Below are 16676 nucleotides of genomic sequence, written 5' to 3'. Positions count from 1 at the left end.
CGGGTCGGGGGCCGGGTCAGGCCAGCGGGATGGTGACCTCGTCCTCGACCGGCGGGTCCAGTTCCTGTGCGCGGTTGCCGGTGGCCGCGTAACAGCGCAGCCGCACGCTCTCCGGGCTGACGTCCAGACGCAGGAAGCACTTGAAGAAGGGCGGGCTGTACGTCGCCGAACTCGGCGAGAACAGCGACGTGTAGATCTTGCGCACGGGCAGCCGGAACCGCGCCCCGCGGTCGGGCCGGCGGGCGGTGCCGAGCAGGGTGGCGACCAGCCGGACCCGCCGGGTGATCCGCACGGGAGCGCCCGGACCGCGGGTCGGCGGGATGCCCAGCCGCTCGGCGATCACCGCGGTCGCCTCGGCCTCGGTGAGCCTGAAGAAACGCCGCAGCCGCAGCCGCCGGCCGTACAGGCGGCTGTAGAAGGCGAGGGAGTCGCCGCGCAGCGGATAGCAGCGGAAGTCGGCCTCCGCGACCCCGCCCACGGAGACGCGCGGGATGGTGTGCGTGGCGTGCATGAAGGCCCCGCCGCCGCCCGCGACGACGTACTGGAGGGTACGGCCGTCCGGCAGAGGCACCGGATAGCGCTGGTAGTTGTGGATGTCGCCGCCGATCGCCGCGACGAAGCGGTGCCCGGGGTCGCGCACGATCTCGTCGACCGTGCCGCCGCCCTCGATCGGGCAGGGCTGGTGCTCGCCGTCCACGTACAGAGGTGAGCCGGTGATCAGTATCTTCGGGCGCGGCCCCCGCGCCACCTCCCGCAGCCAGGCGCCCTGTTCGGCGTCCAGGGTGCCCAGCAGGCCGGTGTCTATGCCGATGATCCGCACCGGTCCGGAGTCGATCGCCCAGTACGGGCCCGGCTGCACGGCCTGTTGGGACGGGTGCGAACGCAACGCCCGTGCCTCGTCGAGGCGTCGGCCGTCTCCCTGGCGTGGCCGGTGCCACAGCCGGGAGCGTAGCCAGGCCCGGCCGGACGGCCGGGGCTCGGGCTCCTCCGGGAGCGGCGGGGCGTCGCAGAAGACCCGCATGAACGCGCCGAGGTCCTCGTACCAGTCGTGGTTGCCGGGTATCGCGTACATCGGGGCCCGGTAGTCGCGGTACGGGCGGAAGAACTTGCCGTCGTAGTCGTCCGCGCTGCCCGCGGGATAGATCACGTCGCTCGCCAGTACGGCGAAGCTGGTGTCCTGACCCACCTTCAGGAAGCCTGGCACGACGGCGTACTGGGGGTCGTCGCCCTCGCCCGTGTCGCCGATCACCATGAAGGAGAAGCGGTCCGGTTCCGGGCGCCGGATCACCTTGTCCGCGGGTGCCCCGGCCGCCGCCCGCTGGTCCACCCACCGGCCGCGCGTACGGCCGGTGGGGTCCCCGAACCAGGACGCCAGCACGCCGTTGCGCGCGGCCCACAGCATCCTGGGGTCCAGCCACGAGATCTTCTCCACCTCGGCGGACATCAACTGCCCGTAGGTGCCGGGGTCGTTGGCGCCCCAGCCGGCGCCTTCGGCGGTATCGCGTGAGGAGTCAGACACCGGTGCACCGTAACAACGGTCCAGAACCGGACGGCGGGGAGGGGTGACCTGGTTCAGTCCCGTCCACCCCGTTCCAGGGGGATCCGCTCGCCGGCCTCGATGGCCACGGGCAGCCGGTTCTCCGCCGGGGGCAGCGGGCAGGTCGCCAGGTCCGTGTAGGCGCAGGGCAGATTGCCGGCCCGGTTGAAGTCCAGCGTCACCCGGCCCTCGTCGTCCGGTGCGGCGAGTTGGAGGGAGCGGTTCGCGGCGTACGTCGTCACCCCCGAGGTGGCGTCCGTGAACAGCACCGTCAGGCTGCCCGGCGCATCGCCGTTGAACGCGGTGAGGCGGTACGTCGTGCCGTCCAGCTCGAACTCGACCTGCCCCGGGGAGTCGTAGACGTGCTCCAGGCCCTCGACGGCGGCGCCGACGGTCACCGGCCGGGGCCGCGCGTGGGGCAGGAAGCGGCCCTCGCGCACCCAGCGCGGATCGGGGGCGTAGGCGGGGGTGTGGGAGAAGGCGGTGCGCAGGGCGTTGCCGGGGTGGCGCGGGCGCAGGATGTCGTGGCCGCCGCGCTTGGCGACCTCGATCAGCGCGTCCCCGGCGGCGACGTACACGCTGTCGCGTTCGGCGATCACCCCGAACGCGTACCGGCCGCGCACCACCGTGCCGTCCACGGTCAGTTCCTCGTCCTCGGAGAGGTCGACGACGACTCCCTCGGCCGTGCCGGACCAGGCGCCGGGCGCGTCCTCGAAGCGGGTCGGCTCGGGGCTCAGCCAGTGCAGGCCGGTGATCGCGAGGAAACCGTGCGGGCCGGCGAGAACCTCCTCCTTCCGGCGGTGCCACTGCTCCCACTCCCGGACGAAGCCGGTGCGGTCGATGTCCTGGACGGTCATGTGCGCTCCCTCGGACGGTGTCCCTGGCGGACTGGCGGACGCCGGGTGCAACCACCGGGACGGCGAGTCTCATCCGCGTCCGCCGCGCCGGACACCGGATTTCACAAGCCTGCAATGTGCGCGGGAACGGCTTCCCCCGCGCGCGTCCGGCCCGGCGGCCCTACCGCACGGCGCTCACCGGGCCGGCCCTGCGCGAACCGCTCACCCGTCGCTCCACGAGCGGCGGGGGCCGGATCGGCCGGCCACCGGCTCCTCCTCGGCGGCGACGGCCCGCCCGGTCCGGGAGTTCCGGTTCCAGTCCCCCTCGCCGAGCACCAGCAGCGGATCGAACATCACCACCACCGCGGCCAGCAGTAGGAAGATCACGGGTCCGATCAGCATCGGCAGCAGCAGTGAGGTCGGGGCGTCGCCCGCCCAGGACGGGGCCGTGCCGTGCACATGGACGCTGACGGCCGCCATGCCCGTGTAGTGCATCCCGGACACCGCCACCCCCATCACCAGGCTCGCTCCGAGGCTCGTCGCGAACCCGCGGATCGTGACGGCCGCCCACAGGGCCGCCGTCGCGGCGACGACCGCGATCAGCACGGAGAGCGCGACCGTGAACGGGTCGTAGCGGATGCTGCCGTCGAGGTGCATCGCGGCCATGCCCAGGTAGTGCATGGCCGCGACACCGAGTCCGGTGACGCCTCCCGCGAGGCACAGTGCCGCGGCGCCGGCTCCGCGATACCCCACGATGAACACGCCGATCCCCACCACGACGACGGCGACCACGAGACTGACGACGGTCAGGCCGGCGTCGTAGCCGATCCGGGCCTCCTCCACCTGGAAGCCGATCATGGCGACGAAGTGCATCGTCCAGATCCCGCAGCCGATCGACGCCGCCCCGAGCGCCAGCCAGCCGGGCCGCCACGACTGCCCGTCGAGCAGCGAGCGCACGATGCAGCGCAGGCCCAGAGCCCCTCCGAGACAGGCCATCACATACGCCGCGACGGGTGTCACCCACCCGTACCGGAACCCGTCGACCGTGCCGTCCATCACCGAACTCCCCCCAGAGTGACGGTTGTTGTGAGAGCAGGTCTACGGCGCATGCGTCGGGGAAGCAAGCCTTTGCCGTGTTTCGTCGCGGCACGCCGGGCCAGGACCAGGCGGGCCGCCCGGCTCCTCTCGCGCGGACGTCCCGCACGGGAGCTTCTCCGCGTGCGGGACGTCGCCGCTCTCAGTTCAGCGGGTCGAGCGTCAGGTACGCCTGGAGCGGCGACCCGTCGTGCACGAGCGACTCGTGGTGGCCGACGTCGTCGAACGCGAACGCGTACGCCTTCCCGTCGGCCATCTGAGCGTGGATCTTTCGGGCGTAGTGGTTGGTCACCGTGTCCTGGTAGAAGCCCGCCGAGGTGGTGTCCGGCTGGTTGGGATTGGTCAGGAGGGTGGACCGGTTGAACCCGGCGCACAGCGTGCGCGAGATCGGCCCGCGTACGGCGTCGTTGGGGGCGTCCAGCAGCCGGTGGCAGCCGAACACGCTGTCCGCGTCCGGCTTCTGGAAGCTGGTGACCACGGCGCCCGAACTGTTGGTGAAGTTCATGACGCCGCCGGAGACCCGGCCGTAGTACTTGGTGCCCGGCTGGTCCGCGAACGGCGTCACCGTCAGCGTCGAGGTCGCGTACTTCTGCCACACGCGGTTGATGTAGTCGTCCAGCACGGTACGGGGCAGTGCCCCGGTCTCCACGCCGTACAGCGGGGACAGCGCCCGCAGGACGGTGCCGTCCGAGCGGGTCTGGATCAGGTTCGCCCAGCCGCCGGGCTGCCCGCGCAGGGCGTTGAAGAAGCCGGTGTAGCCGCCCGCCTTGAGCCGGCCGGTGCTGACCGTGGTCCCGTCGGAGCGCTGCACCCCGACCGCGTACGGCGCCGAGAACATGTCGACCTGGGTGCTGTTGAGCCACAGGCCCGAGTCGTTGAGCGTGTACTCCGACCAGTTGAACAGGATGTTCCGGTTGGGGTCGCTGGGGTTCTGCACGGCCGGCTGCACGAGCCCGCCCGTGGTCAGCCTGAACACCAGCTTCTGACCGTACGAGAAGTAGATGCGGCCCGAGAACTTGGGGATCCGGATGGTCGCCGACCGGCCGGCCGCCGGGCCCGTGATCGAGGCGTCCGGCGCCGGTGTGGGCGGGTTGCCGCCCGCGGGCCAGGCGTGGAAGGTGCCGTTGGCGTCGGCCCAGCCCTGCTGACCCGTCGTCAGGAGGGTGCCGAGGTTGTAGACGTAGAGGGGTTCGCCGCGCCCCGAGTTGTTGGTGATCTTGAGGGGAACGGTGGCGGGGACGGCGGCCTGGGCCGGTGGCCCCAGGGTGAGCAATGTGCCGACGAGCGCGGCGGCTCCTGCCGCTGCCGTCAGCCGGGACCTGAGTGTGCGGAACACTCTCCACCTCCGTGCGGGTAGGCCTGTGGGGTTGGTCCGTACCTGTTGAGAGCGCTCTCAACGTCGCATCAGGGTGTGAGCATGTCAATGACTGTGCACGAAGAGGCTCCCGCGGGGTGCTGACCGCGGGAGCCGTGGGCCGGTGTGTGCACCGGTATGCGTGCCGGTGCGCGTGCTGTGCGCCTGCTGTGCGCGTGCCTGTGCGGGTGCCGATGCTCGCGCCGGAATCAGAAGGTGCGCTCCAGCAGGTCCAGCAGTGCCGCCCAGTGTCGCTCGGAGGCGGCCTCCTGGTAGGCGGCGGTGTCGGCCTGGGTGAAGCCGTGGGGGGCGCCCCGGTAGACCTCGCAGCGGTGCCGGACGCCGGCCGCGGTCAGGGCCTCCTCCAGCCGCTCCTGCTCCTCGGGCGGCAGTGCGGGGTCGTCGTCGGCGTGGCCGAAGTACAGCTCGGCCGTGACCCTGTCGGCCACCAGATGCGGGCTGTCCGGCGCCTCGGTCGCCAGCCGCCCGCCGTGGAAACCGGCCGCCGCCGCGACCCGCTCGGGATGGGCGCCCGCGGTCAGCAGGGAGAGGCGGGCGCCCATGCAGTACCCGGTCACCGCGACCGGACCGTCCACGACCAGTGGGCTCCGCGCCATCCAGCGCAGATACGCGTCGGCGTCCCGCGTCACCAGGTCGTTGGTCAGCGACCGCATCACCGGGAGCAGCCTCTCGAAGATGTCCGGGCGGACCTCCGGGTCGATGAACCCGGGCAGCTCCACGACGGGACTGCGCCCGTGACGGTAGAAGACGTTCGGCACCAGCACGGTGTACCCGGCGCCGGCCAGCCGGTCGGCCATCGCGCGCAGATGCGGCCGCAGACCGAACGCGTCCTGGTAGAGCAGCACGCCCGGACGGGGCGCGCCGTCGGCGGGGTGGGAGAGATGGGCGTCCGCGACGCCGTCCTCGGTGGGGACGTCCACGGCTGTTCCCTGAACGGAGATCATGAGGGGGTGCCTCTCTGCGCGGTACACGACGAGCGGTCGACCGGCCCGGCGGCGAGGCCGGGCCGTCGATATCGTTGCATGCACCATCGAGCCGGGGGTGGCGGGGCCCGGTGACCTGTCGCCTGTCGCTCCCCCTTCGCCCCGGCCTACTCGAAGCGTGAGGCGTCGCCCGCTCCGTACCGGATGATCTGCGCCTCGCCCTCCGAGAAATCGATGACCGTGGTCGGCTCGGTGCCGCAGTCCCCGGAGTCGAGCACCCCGTCCACCGCGTTGTCGAGCAGGTCCTTGATCTCCCAGCCCTGGGTCATCGGCTCCTCCTCGCCCGGCAGCAGCAGCGTGCTCGACAGCAGGGGCTCACCGAGTTCGGCGAGCAGTGCCTGGGTGACGACGTGGTCGGGGATGCGCACGCCCACCGTCTTCTTCTTCGGGTGCTGGAGCATGCGCGGCACCTCCTTCGTCGCCGGGAGGATGAAGGTGTAGCTGCCGGGCGTCGTGGCCTTGATCGCGCGGAACACGTCGTTGTCGACGTGCACGAACTGGCCGAGCTGCGCGAAGTCCTGGCAGACGAGGGTGAAGTGGTGCTTGTCGTCCAGCTCGCGGATCGACCGGATCCGGTCGACGCCCTCGCGGCTGCCGATCCGGCAGCCGAGCGCGTAGCAGGAGTCCGTCGGGTACGCGATCAGCGCGTCTGCCCGGATGGCCGCCGCGACCTGGGCGATGGTGCGCGGCTGCGGGTTGTCGGGGTGAACGTCGTAGTACTTCGCCATTGGGGGAGCTTATGCCGTGCGGCGGGGTCCGGGTCGCCATGGACGGCCCGTGGGTCCGGCGCCGGACGGCCGACCGCTTTTGACATAGGTATGTACGGATACCTATCGTGGCTGTCATGTCCGACACCAGCGCGCCCTCCCGGGGCACCGACCGCGTGGCCTCCGAGCTCGCGGCCTGCCTCCCCGCGCTGCACCGGGCCCTGGACCGACGCGTGGGTTCCACCTATCCGCACCCCAAGCCGCCCGAGGGGCAGCTCCTGCTGCTGAGGTTCGTCGCGCAGCAAGAGGGCGCCACCGTGCGCGAGGCCGCCGACGCCCTGCTGATGAAGCCCAACAACGTCAGCGCCCTGGTCTCCCAGATGACCGAGCGGGGCATGCTGGAGCGCCGACAGGACAGCACCGACAAGCGCGTCGCCCACCTGTATCCGACGGCGACCTCCCGACGGCGCCTCGCCGAGGTGCGTGACCTGGAGACCGGCTACCTCTCCGAGGCACTGCTGTCCCTCACCGACGGCGAGATGGACGCCCTCGGCTCCGCGGTCGGCGCGCTCATCTCCCTCACGCGTCACCTGCACGCCGCGGCGCACTGAACCGGGGCAGGACCTTCTCGGCCTGACCGGGGCGGGACCTTTCTCGGCCTGACCGGGGCAGGCCCTTCTCCGCCTGCTCCCCGGCGGGACTCACCCTGCCCGGGACCTGCCGTGCCGCGCCCTCGGATGCCGCCGTCACCTCTTCGCAGAACCACGTCACAGACAAGGCTCCTCCATGCCATCCACCACCGTGGATCACTCCGCCGTGCCCGCGTCCACCGCGGAGCGGCCACCGGCCACCGGCCGCTTCCGCTCCAACGCCTGGCTCACCCTCTGCGCGGTCGCCTTCGGCCTGTTCATGGTCCAGCTCGACGCGTCCGTCGTCGCCATCGCCAACCCCGAGATCGGCCGCGACCTCAAGGCCTCCACCGCCGACCTCCAGTGGGTCACCAACTCCTACCTGCTGGCCCTGGCCGCCACCCTCATCCTCGGCGGCAAGCTCGGCGACCGCTTCGGCCGGCGCACGTTCTACCTGGTCGGCGTCGTCGGATTCGCCGTCTCCTCGGTCGCCATCGGACTGTCCGGCTCCATCACCGGCGTCATCGTCTTCCGCGCCCTCCAGGGCGTCTTCGGCGGCCTGCTCATGCCCAACACCCTGGGGCTGCTGCGGGCGGTGTTCCCGCCGAAGAAGTTCGGCATGGCCGTCGGCATCTGGGCCATGGTCTCCGCCGTGTCCACCGCGCTCGGCCCGATCGTGGGCGGGCTCCTCGTCCAGCACGTCAACTGGGAGTCGGTGTTCTACATCAACCTCCCCATCGGCGTCGTCGCGTTCGCGTTCAGCGCGCTCGTGCTGCCGCAGTCGCGGAACTCCACCGGACACCGCCGCTTCGACGTCCCCGGGGTCCTGCTGCTCGCCGCCGGCCTGCTCAGCCTCGTCCTCGGCGTCGTCAAGGGCGAGACCTGGGGCTGGACCTCCGCGGGAACCTGGGCCGCCGTCCTCGCCGGACTCCTCGTCCTCGCCGTCTTCGGCTGGTACGAGACCCGCGTCGAGCACCCGCTGCTGCCGATGCGCCTGTTCCGCAACCGCTCGCTGACCGTCGGCGCGATCATCACCGCGCTCAACTTCTTCGTGCTGCTCGGGGCGATCTTCTTCATCATGCTGTACCTGCAGAACGTGCGCGGCTACACCCCCGTCGAGGCCGGTGTGCGCACCCTCCCGCTCAGCCTCGCCTCGCTCGTCGCCTCCCCGCTCGGCGCGGCCCTCACCGGCCGGTTCGGCGCCCGCCTGTGCATGCCGCTCGGCATGGTCCTCCAGGGCGTCGCCTGCTTCGGCCTGCTCACCTGGTCCACCGACTCCTCCTACGCCACCATGTGGCCGCCGTTCGTCGCGCTCGGCCTCGGCGTCGGCATGGTGCTCGCCGCCTCCTCGGACGCCATCGTCGGCAACGCCCCGGTCCAGGACGGCGGGGTCGCGGGCGGCCTCCAGGCCACCACACTCCAGATCGGCGGCGCCCTCGGCACCTCCGTCCTGGTCTCCGTGATCAGCGCCAGGGTCGGCTCCACGCTCGGCGGCGAACTGACCCGGGCCGGAGTCCCCGCGGCGACGGCCGCCGGGCTCGGCGAGGCCAAGGACGCGGTCGCCATGGGCGTCGCCCCCGTCTCCGGCAGCATGCCCGAGCAGCTCCGGGCGGCCGTCGTCGAGGGCAGTGCCCAGGCCTTCATGAACGGCCTGCACGCGGCTTCGGTGGTGACGGGCCTGCTCTGCCTGGTGGGTGCGGTGCTGGCTGCGGCCGGGCTTGGCAGTCGGGTCTCGGCGGCTCCGCGCGGGGCGGATGTGAGCGGGGCGTGATCGTCTGAGCGCCTTCGTCTTCGGGAGGATGCCCGCGCAGTTGTGGGGGCTGTCGTCGAGGGCAGTGGCCGGGCGTTCGTGAACGGGCTGCACGCGGCCTCCGTGGCCACGGGTCTGTTCTGGCTGGGCGGCGCGGTGTTGGCTGCCCACCGGCCTCGGCGCACTGACACCGGCCGCTCGCCCCGCCACCCCCTGTACCGCACGGGCGGGACGGACCCGAGCGCGCCGCCACCTCCAATCGCCCGCCTCGCCCCCCCCGCTGGCGCGAGTGCGCCATCACCGTCACCGGAACGGCACCGTCCTGAGCGCCCCGCTCAGGACGGTGCCGTCAGCGTGCGTGGTCAGGACGCACGTCGGGCCTGGACGCCGTCGGCGTCCGTCCGGGCCCCGTCCGCCCAGCCCGGTCCGGCGGTCGTCGGACGCGGATCGGACCCCTGACGGCGTCCGTGAGGTAACGTCCCCGACCGATATGACTGGTTCGGCCGGACAGGGCCGTGAGGGACGAGGAGTGTGGGCCGACATGACCGGCCGGGACGACGAGCGGCGTCGCACGGACGTGGCGGTGACGGGCCATGCCGACTCGGCGTGGGCTCAGGAACTCCTCGACCATCTGCGGCCCACCGGACGGGACATCGCCAGGGTCGTCGACTGGCTCGGCGACACCGTCGGGGCGGCCGTCTCCCTGCGCGACGAGAACGGCACCCCCCTCGCCGGTTCGCCGACACCGCTCGACGAGGGCCTGGTGACGGACATCGTGACCGGCCGCCTCGCCTCCGCCTCCTGGCAGGGCGACGGCCGCCATCTGCGGCTGATCCGCGTGGAACTGCCGCCACCCGCAGCGGCGGGCGTGCTCGCCGTCGTGCGGACCGCGCCCTTCGACCGGCGCGCCGCCGACATCGTGACGCATACGGCCGCCGCCCTCGAACTCCTGCTGCGCGCCCAGCGCACCGCCGCCACCGGACACCGGCTCGCCCGCGCCACCTCCGACCTGCGCCTCGCCATCCTGCAACTGCTCATGGTCGAGGACACCAGCGCGGCCCGCAGGGTCGCCGCCGGCCTCTGGCCCGGCCTCCTCGACACCGATACCGCCTGCGTCTACGTCGTCGAGAGCACCCCCGAGGAGCGCGACCGGCTCGCCGAGGCCTGCATCGAGGCCACCCGCGAACAGAGTCTGGTCGTGCGCTGCCCGGCCGTGGACGCCCACGTCATCGTGGTGACTCCGCGCGACACCGCGGGCGCCGACCTGCGCGACGTGTGCCGCCGGCACCCCGACACCTTCCTCGGCGGCAGCGCCCGCCAGAGCCTCGCCCATACCGCCGCCGCCTACGGACAGGCCGTCAGCGCCCTCGCCGTCGCCCACTTCCGCCCCGACAAGACGGCCGTCTACGCCGAACGCACCCACCCCGAGCGGCTGATGGACCCCGCCGTCCTGCGCGCCTGGGCGACCCACCTGCTGCGTCCCCTGGACACCCTCGCCCACCACACCCGCGCCGAACTCCTCGCCACCACCCGGCTGGGCCTGGAGTTCACCGCCGTCAGCGCGGCGAAGGTGCTCGGCGTCAGCCGCAACACCGTCCGCGCCCGGATGGAACGCGTCGAGAACCTCCTCGCCGCGGACTTCTCCGACCTGGCCGTCCGCGCCGCCGTACATCTCGCCCTGAACACCGAGGCCGGCCTCACGGAGGACCGTATCCGCGCGGCCGCGGTCGCGGCCCCCGCCCGCTTCGGCGACCTGCTCACCGGGCCCGCCCTGCGCACCTGGGCGCACGGCCTGCTCGCCCGCCTCGACACCGACGGCCGCGACCTGCGCGGCACCCTGCGCGCCTGGATCGCCGCCGGCGGCAACGCCGAACGGGCCGCCCAGCTTCTCGGCGTGCACGCCCAGACCGTCCGCGAGCACGTCCGAGGCGCCGAACCCGTCCTCGAACGCCGGCTCCTCGCCGCCGGCAGCGACCTCTACGAGGTGGTTCTCGCCCACCTCGCGACCGGCGCTCTCGACCCGCCCGACCTGCACCTCGACGGCCGGCCCGACGTCCGCCAGGCGTAATCGGGCCATCCGGACTCACCTGTGCACAGGTGAGTCCTCCCGGCCCGCGAGCGGGCACCGGCACGATTCACAGCCGGTCCGCCCGGCACGTAGGTTCGAGGAGCCGCGGGGGTTCGACCGGAACGGGGGACCGGTCGCACCCCCGCGATGCCAGCCCTCCCCGTAACAGCGACCGCGACCTGGACCGCGGTCAGCCGCGCAGCCGGACCGGGATCGTCCGCCAGCCGCTCGCGATGAACGACGGCACCTGCTCCAGCTCCCCGGCGCCCGTGTCCAGCCGCAGCTCCGGGAACCGGTCGAACAGCGCGGGCAGCGCGGTGAGCGCCTCCATCCGGGCCAGCGGAGCGCCGATGCACCGGTGCACGCCGATGCCGAAGGACAGATGGTCGTCCGCCCGGCGCGCCGCGTCGAAGACCTCCGCGTCGGGGCCGTAGTGGGCCGGGTCGACGCCCGCCGCCGCGTACGTCGTGACGATGGCGTCCCCGGCCGGGATCGTCACGTCGCCCACCTTCAGGTCGCTGACGGCGAACCGCAGCGGAAGCGTGGCGATCGACGGGTGCAGCCGCAGCGTCTCGTCGATCACCGCGTCCCAGCCGATGTCCCCGCGCCGTACGGCCGCCAGCTGCTCGGGCGCGCCCAGCAGCGCCACCACGGCGTTCCCGACGAGGTTCACGGTGGTCTCGAACCCGGCGCCGATGACGAGGAGCAGCGTGTACAGCAGCTCCTCGCCGCTGAGCCGGTCGCCCTCCTCGTCGCGCACCCGGATCAGTTCGGTGGTCATGTCGTCGCCGGGGTGCTCGCTCTTGTACGCGATGAGCCCGCCGAGGACCGAGCCGATCCGTTCCTGGACGCGCGCGGCGTGCTCCGGGGTGGGGTCGGTGGTGTCCATGATCGAGGCGACCAGCCGGACGTGGTCCTCCCGCATGTCGTCGGGCACGCCGAACAGTTCGCAGATGATCCGCATCGGCAGGGGGTGGGCGAACGCGGCCTTCAGATCGACCGTGTCCCCGCCCCGGTCGAGGGCGTCCAGCAGCTCCGCCGTGATCGCCTCCACCCGCTGCCGCAGCGACTCGGTGCGCCGGTGCGTGAAGCTCGGTGCGACCAGACGCCGCAGCCGGGCGTGGTCGGTGCCGTACGTGGAGAGCATGTTGACCACGCCGACCCAGCCGAGGATCCAGCCCCAGGTGGGGTGGTCGCCGAGTTCCGGCCACAGCCGCCAGTGTCTGCGCGGGTCCTTGCTGACCTGCGGGTCGAGGATCAGCTCCTTCAGGGTGTCGTACCCGGTGGGTGCCCAGGCCGGGATGCCGCCGGGCAGCTCGATGGGCACGACCGGGCCGAGCGCGCGCAGCCGGGCGCTCTCGGCGTGCAGGTCGGAGCCGAACGGGTCGAGGACGATGCGGTCGGTCGTGGTCACGAGGGGACTCCTGGTCGGTCGGCGGCACGAGGGCTGAAGCGGACGGGCAGCGCGGTCAGGGAGCGGTGGAAGGGCCCCGGCCGCCAGGTGAGCCGCTCGCGGGGCAGCACCGGGTCGAGGTCGGGCAGCCACTGGGTGAGCCGTTCGATCGCCTCGGTGACGATCAGCAGCGTGTGCTGTTTCACCGGGCAGGCGTGCGGTCCGGCGCCCCACGACAGGTGCGAGGCGTCGTTCGGATGCCGGCCGGCCGTCACCTCCCGCTCGGCGAGGAGGCCGAGCGCCCCGTACGACACCACCACGGGTACCGCGTCCCGCAGCCACACCCCGTGGAAGGAGACGGGCCGGCGGGCGTAGTAGATGCCGTAGTTGGACAGGGGCGTCTCGTGGTGCAGCACCTCGACCACCGCGTCCATGACGGGGCGGGCGCCGCTGGTGAGGGTGGAGTAGTAGAGCGGGTTGCCCAGGATCCGCGACAAGGTGTTGGACAGCAGGTTCGCGGTCGGTTCGTAGCCGGCGCCGAGGGTGAGGAAGACCTGCCAGGTGACCTCCTCGCCGGTGAGGCCGGCGGGGTGGCCGAGGAGCCGGCTGGGCAGGTCGTCGCCGGGCCGCTCGGCCTTGGCCGCGATCAGTTCCAGGACGTACCGGCCGTACTCGGCCTCGCCCTCGGCGGCCTGCGCGCCGCCCTCCATCATCTTGCCGAGGCCCGCCTCGAGCCGGTCGCCGGCGCTGTCCGGCAGCCCGAACAGGTCGTTGAAGACCAGCGCCATCAGCGGCCGGGAGAAGTCTGCGACGAGGTCGGCCCCGCCGTGCGGCCCGATCCGGTCCACCAGCAGCCGTACCGCGCGGTGCACCCGGGCCCGCAGGTCGTGCGGCTCCACCAGGTCGAACACGTCGATGAGGGTGGTGCGGTAGCGGACGTGGGCGGCGCCGTCGGCGAACAGGGCGTTGGGCCGCCACCGCATCATGCCGAGCACGGGGGAGTCGGCCGGGACGGTCCCCTCCCAGGCGCGCGGGTCGTGCGAGAACGTCTCCTCGTCGTGCAGCACGTCCAGCGCCGCCCGCCGGTCGGTGACCAGGTACGCCGGCACACCGGGCGCCAACTCCGCCCAGCCGATGGGTCCTTGGGCGCCGAGAGCGGCGTAGTAGCGGTGCGGGTCCGACGCGAAGCCGTCCTCCCACAGCCGGACGGGAGCCGTGCGTGAGAAGTCGTGCCGGTCCGGGGGATGGGTGGTCACCGGGCCTCCGCCGGGTCGCGGGTGATCAGATGGTCGACGAGCGCGAGCAGCGCGTCGACGGAGGAGTTCGCGTCCCGTGCGTCGCAGGTCACCAGCGGCGTGGACGGCTCCAGGTCCAGGGCCCGCCGCAGCCGTTCCTCGCCGTGGTGCGTGGGCGCGTCCGGGAAGGCGTTCAGGGCGACGGCGTACGGCAGTCCGCTGTCCTCCACCAGGCCCAGCACGTCGAAGGAGGCGTCGAGCCGGCGGCTGTCCACCAGGACGAGCGCGCCGAGCGCCCCGTAGGCGATGTCGTCCCACAGGGACCGGAACCGCTCCTGTCCCGGGGTGCCGAACAGGTAGAGGACCACTCCGCCGGGCAGGCTGATCCGGCCGAAGTCGATGGCGACGGTCGTCGTGGCCTTGTCCCGCACCCCGTCCAGGTCGTCCACCTGCGTGGACGCCTCGCTGAGGTGCTCCTCGGTGTGCAGCGGCCGGATCTCGGACACCGAGTCGATCAGGGTCGTCTTGCCCACCCCGAACGGCCCCGCGACCAGGATCTTCACCAGGTCGCGGGCGGTGTCGGGCTGGTGGATCGCGCCGGGTTCGCCGGCGTGACGACAGGCGCTAGGCGTGCTTGAGGGCGCGGAGGCCATCGGCCACTCTCTTCAGCAGGTCGGGGTCGAAGCGGTCGGCCGGCGGGATCGGCGCGCGGGTGTGGATCAGGTCCCGGTCGGCGAGCCCGGCCGCCAGCACACACAGCGCGGAGACCGGCAGCCCGAGCAGTGCCGCCGCCTCCACCACCGCCAGCGAGCCGCCCTCCAGGGCGTCCAGCAGGGCGTGTTGGGCGGCGGGCAGTCCGGGCGGCACGCGTTTCTCGGTGCGGGCGAGCACGGACAGCCGCTCCAGGTGGGGACGGCTCGGCCGGGCCACCCCGCCGGTCGACAGGTACGCGGGAACCAGGGGACGGCCGGCCGGACGAGCGGTCATGCGGAGGCGTTGTCGTCGGCTCCTCGGGGCGCGGCCGCCATGGCCTTCTCGCCCAGCCGCGCCACCTGCGAGTGCACCCGGTGCGCCAGCAGGTCCAGACGCACCTCCCCGTCGCCGTACGCGGCGACGCAGGTGCCGTGGTCCGTCGGCACGATCAGCACATAGCCGTGGTCGGACTCGATGACGACCTGGCGCACCTCGGCCTTGTCCCGGTCGGCGAACGCGGCCGCCGCCGTGCGGCACGCCCCCTGCACGGTGCTGCTGATGGCGGCCACCCGCTCCGCCGACGGCTGCGACAGCGCGTCGGTGTACCCCGTCACGAGGCCGTCGCGGGTCAGCATGACGGCGGCCACCACGTGCGGCACCTGGAGGATCGGCTCCAGCACCCATGCCGTGTCGCCCGTGTTGCGGCTGGTCATCGGGCCGCTCCCTCTTCGTCGTCGGTGTGGTCGGTGTCGTGCGCCGCCGTCCGCGTGCTGCCCGCGGGTGCGGCCCCCGAGCGCGCCGCCGCGGTGCCGGACTGGAGTGCGCCGAGCGCCGCCGCGGCCTCCTCCGGCCGCCGGGCCGGGCGTGGCGCGGGCGGTGCGGACGTCTCGGGCACGGCGGCTACGGCTGCGGCGGGTCGGGTACGGCGACGACGGCGCTGCGGCAGTCCGTCCCCGTCCCCGTCCCGGTCCTCGTCCGTGGGCGTGTGGTGCCCAGGGACGTCCGGTACGGCGTCCTCCGTGCCGTAGGCGTGCGACGGGGCCGGCGCGGCGGGGACGGACTTGCGGGTGGTGCGCGGGGCGCTCGGGGCCGGCGGCCGGTCGGCGGGGTCGAGGCGGCTCAGCAGGTGGCTGTCCACCCGCAGTACCGCGCGCACCCCGCCGTAGGGGGAGGCCGAGGAGACGTCGACGCCCAGGTCGAACTGGCGGGTCAGACGGCCGATCGCGGCCAGGCCCATGCGCGGTGGATCACCCAGGTCGGTCAGGAGGATGGGGGCGTCGCCGGCCACCAGCCGCTGGGCGCGGTCGCGTTCGTCGCGGGTCATCCCGAGGCCCGCGTCGTCGACGGTGACGCACACCCCGTGGTGGACGTGTTCCAGGCTCACCACGACGTCGGTGTCGGGCGCGGAGTGCCGCAGCGCGTTGTCGAGGAGTTCGGCGACGATGATGGCGACCGGTTCCACGGCGTGCGAGACCAGGGCCGTGCCGGGCTCCAGGTGGTTGTGGATCTTGACGCGCTGGTAGCCCGCGAGCCGGGCCTGGCCGCCGGTGACCGCGTCCACCAGGTGTGACTCCTCGCGCGCGAGCCCCACCCAGGCCCCGCACACCACGGCGGCGACCTGGGCGCGCCGCAGCGACTGCTCGTTCTCGTGGTCGAGCTGGAACAGGGTCTGCGCCAACTCCGGATCGTCGAAACGTTGTTGCAGTCGTCGCAGAGCGTCCTGGAGCCGGTAGAGGGCCGCCTGGATCTCCCGCGTGGCGCCGCGCATGCCGGCCTGTGCGGCGGCGTCGACCCGGGTGCGCTGCGAGGCGACTTCGGACTGGAGCGCCAGGAGTACGTTCTCCAGGGCGATGCCGAGCGGGGTGCCGACCGTCAGCGGCTGGAGGGGGCCGGGCACCGCCAGATGCGGATGGGCCACCTGCTGGGCGGCGGCGGGCACCCGTCGTACCGCGAGATGCTCGACCTCGGCGGTGAACGCCCGTAAGGAGCCGTCGAGTCGGGTGCGCAGGGCGGATATCTCCGCCCGCTGCCTGGTCCGTTGCCGTCGTAATCGCAGCAGCCCGCCGCCGAGGGCGAGCGCGGACAGTGTGCCGGCGGCGAGGCCACCGGCCACCAGGTCCGGTAGTTCGATCATCGATTCGGTTCCAGGGAGGTCGGCGTTCCGGGGAAGGGGGAGGCAGGGGTGGGCCCGAGAGGTGCGGACCGGGCACTCGCAGCACAGTACACACCGTCATCGACCGATCTCGCACGGTCGAGCGAGACTTCAAGCCGAAAGTGCCCGGTATCTGTTCACTTCTGCGCCGACTGTCGGAATTGCCTTACGCCTCAAGCCAGTTGACCCCCGGCCACCGAGTGGCCGGTGCCGCCTCCCGTCC

General features: G+C 72.8%; 15 protein-coding genes. 3 read left to right on the top strand and 12 right to left on the bottom strand.

The features are described from left to right. Positions 1 to 16 precede the first annotated feature (16 nt). The 6 genes from ACFWJX_RS10030 to ACFWJX_RS10005 form a co-directional block, all read right to left on the bottom strand. On the bottom strand, positions 17 to 1519 hold the full coding sequence (locus tag ACFWJX_RS10030) for a metallophosphoesterase family protein (protein WP_383239556.1): 1503 nt from the start codon (positions 1517 to 1519) through the stop codon (positions 17 to 19). A 53-nt stretch (positions 1520 to 1572) separates the two neighbouring features. Next, positions 1573 to 2394, bottom strand: a complete 822-nt coding sequence (locus tag ACFWJX_RS10025) for a DUF1684 domain-containing protein (protein WP_383239553.1) — start codon at positions 2392 to 2394, stop codon at positions 1573 to 1575. Between the two features lie 201 nt (positions 2395 to 2595). Further along, entirely contained in the window at positions 2596 to 3429 is an 834-nt protein-coding gene (locus tag ACFWJX_RS10020; RefSeq protein WP_383239550.1) for an MHYT domain-containing protein, read from the bottom strand. Between the two features lie 181 nt (positions 3430 to 3610). Continuing rightward, positions 3611 to 4804, bottom strand: a complete 1194-nt coding sequence (locus ACFWJX_RS10015) for a glycoside hydrolase family 64 protein (protein ID WP_383239547.1) — start codon at positions 4802 to 4804, stop codon at positions 3611 to 3613. Between the two features lie 227 nt (positions 4805 to 5031). Next, on the bottom strand, positions 5032 to 5787 hold the full coding sequence (locus ACFWJX_RS10010; protein ID WP_383239544.1) for a dienelactone hydrolase family protein: 756 nt from the start codon (positions 5785 to 5787) through the stop codon (positions 5032 to 5034). Positions 5788 to 5933: 146 nt separating this feature from the next. Next, the gene (locus ACFWJX_RS10005; RefSeq protein WP_383239541.1) at positions 5934 to 6554 is read right to left on the bottom strand and encodes an L-threonylcarbamoyladenylate synthase; all 621 of its coding nucleotides are present in this window, start codon (positions 6552 to 6554) and stop codon (positions 5934 to 5936) included. A gap of 116 nt (positions 6555 to 6670) precedes the next feature. Here ACFWJX_RS10005 and ACFWJX_RS10000 point away from each other — a divergent pair, with 116 nt between their 5' ends. The 3 genes from ACFWJX_RS10000 (at position 6671) to ACFWJX_RS09990 (ending at position 10980) form a co-directional block, all read left to right on the top strand. Further along, positions 6671 to 7144 (top strand): MarR family winged helix-turn-helix transcriptional regulator, encoded by a 474-nt coding sequence (locus ACFWJX_RS10000; RefSeq protein ID WP_383239538.1) that lies wholly within the window; start codon positions 6671 to 6673, stop codon positions 7142 to 7144. Between the two features lie 175 nt (positions 7145 to 7319). After that, a complete protein-coding gene (locus ACFWJX_RS09995; protein ID WP_383239535.1) occupies positions 7320 to 8933 on the top strand; it encodes an MFS transporter in 1614 nt (537 codons plus the stop codon). A 520-nt stretch (positions 8934 to 9453) separates the two neighbouring features. Next, the gene (locus ACFWJX_RS09990; protein WP_383239532.1) at positions 9454 to 10980 is read left to right on the top strand and encodes a helix-turn-helix domain-containing protein; all 1527 of its coding nucleotides are present in this window, start codon (positions 9454 to 9456) and stop codon (positions 10978 to 10980) included. A 190-nt stretch (positions 10981 to 11170) separates the two neighbouring features. Here the strand turns inward: ACFWJX_RS09990 and ACFWJX_RS09985 are convergent, their stop codons facing one another. Genes ACFWJX_RS09985 through ACFWJX_RS09960 form a run of 6 tightly spaced genes read right to left on the bottom strand, consistent with a single transcriptional unit; the run spans position 11171 to position 16435 of the window. Then, a complete protein-coding gene (locus tag ACFWJX_RS09985; RefSeq protein WP_383239530.1) occupies positions 11171 to 12394 on the bottom strand; it encodes a cytochrome P450 in 1224 nt (407 codons plus the stop codon). After that, positions 12391 to 13629, bottom strand: coding sequence for a cytochrome P450 (locus tag ACFWJX_RS09980; RefSeq protein ID WP_383239527.1), 1239 nt, complete (start codon positions 13627 to 13629; stop codon positions 12391 to 12393). The genes ACFWJX_RS09985 and ACFWJX_RS09980 overlap by 4 nt, the downstream gene beginning before the upstream one ends. Beyond that, the gene (locus ACFWJX_RS09975; protein ID WP_383239524.1) at positions 13626 to 14261 is read right to left on the bottom strand and encodes an ATP/GTP-binding protein; all 636 of its coding nucleotides are present in this window, start codon (positions 14259 to 14261) and stop codon (positions 13626 to 13628) included. The genes ACFWJX_RS09980 and ACFWJX_RS09975 overlap by 4 nt, the downstream gene beginning before the upstream one ends. After that, positions 14233 to 14595 (bottom strand): DUF742 domain-containing protein, encoded by a 363-nt coding sequence (locus ACFWJX_RS09970; RefSeq protein WP_383239521.1) that lies wholly within the window; start codon positions 14593 to 14595, stop codon positions 14233 to 14235. The genes ACFWJX_RS09975 and ACFWJX_RS09970 overlap by 29 nt, the downstream gene beginning before the upstream one ends. Next, positions 14592 to 15014 carry a roadblock/LC7 domain-containing protein gene (locus ACFWJX_RS09965; RefSeq protein ID WP_383239518.1) on the bottom strand — a complete coding sequence of 141 codons (423 nt, stop codon included), beginning with the start codon at positions 15012 to 15014 and terminating at the stop codon, positions 14592 to 14594. The genes ACFWJX_RS09970 and ACFWJX_RS09965 overlap by 4 nt, the downstream gene beginning before the upstream one ends. Further along, positions 15011 to 16435 carry an ATP-binding protein gene (locus tag ACFWJX_RS09960; protein WP_383239515.1) on the bottom strand — a complete coding sequence of 475 codons (1425 nt, stop codon included), beginning with the start codon at positions 16433 to 16435 and terminating at the stop codon, positions 15011 to 15013. The genes ACFWJX_RS09965 and ACFWJX_RS09960 overlap by 4 nt, the downstream gene beginning before the upstream one ends. Between the last annotated feature and the right edge of the window lie 241 nt (positions 16436 to 16676).

It is taken from the genome of Streptomyces sp. NPDC058335 (genome assembly GCF_042723915.1).
Classification (GTDB): Bacteria; Actinomycetota; Actinomycetes; order Streptomycetales; family Streptomycetaceae; genus Streptomyces.
Note: the sequence above shows the minus strand (reverse complement) of the source record. Positions and strands in the feature narration are given on the sequence as shown.

What these genes read in the sequence shown, in the direction of transcription:
- ACFWJX_RS10010 (WP_383239544.1), bottom strand. Translation starts at nt 5,787, where the DNA reads ATGATCTCCGTTCAGGGAACAGCCGTGGACGTCCCCACCGAGGACGGC.
- ACFWJX_RS09965 (WP_383239518.1), bottom strand. Translation starts at nt 15,014, where the DNA reads ATGACCAGCCGCAACACGGGCGACACGGCATGGGTGCTGGAGCCGATC.
- ACFWJX_RS09970 (WP_383239521.1), bottom strand. Translation starts at nt 14,595, where the DNA reads ATGACCGCTCGTCCGGCCGGCCGTCCCCTGGTTCCCGCGTACCTGTCG.
- ACFWJX_RS10000 (WP_383239538.1), top strand. Translation starts at nt 6,671, where the DNA reads ATGTCCGACACCAGCGCGCCCTCCCGGGGCACCGACCGCGTGGCCTCC.
- ACFWJX_RS09960 (WP_383239515.1), bottom strand. Translation starts at nt 16,435, where the DNA reads ATGATCGAACTACCGGACCTGGTGGCCGGTGGCCTCGCCGCCGGCACA.
- ACFWJX_RS10005 (WP_383239541.1), bottom strand. Translation starts at nt 6,554, where the DNA reads ATGGCGAAGTACTACGACGTTCACCCCGACAACCCGCAGCCGCGCACC.
- ACFWJX_RS10020 (WP_383239550.1), bottom strand. Translation starts at nt 3,429, where the DNA reads ATGGACGGCACGGTCGACGGGTTCCGGTACGGGTGGGTGACACCCGTC.
- ACFWJX_RS09995 (WP_383239535.1), top strand. Translation starts at nt 7,320, where the DNA reads ATGCCATCCACCACCGTGGATCACTCCGCCGTGCCCGCGTCCACCGCG.
- ACFWJX_RS09975 (WP_383239524.1), bottom strand. Translation starts at nt 14,261, where the DNA reads ATGGCCTCCGCGCCCTCAAGCACGCCTAGCGCCTGTCGTCACGCCGGC.
- ACFWJX_RS10025 (WP_383239553.1), bottom strand. Translation starts at nt 2,394, where the DNA reads ATGACCGTCCAGGACATCGACCGCACCGGCTTCGTCCGGGAGTGGGAG.
- ACFWJX_RS09990 (WP_383239532.1), top strand. Translation starts at nt 9,454, where the DNA reads ATGACCGGCCGGGACGACGAGCGGCGTCGCACGGACGTGGCGGTGACG.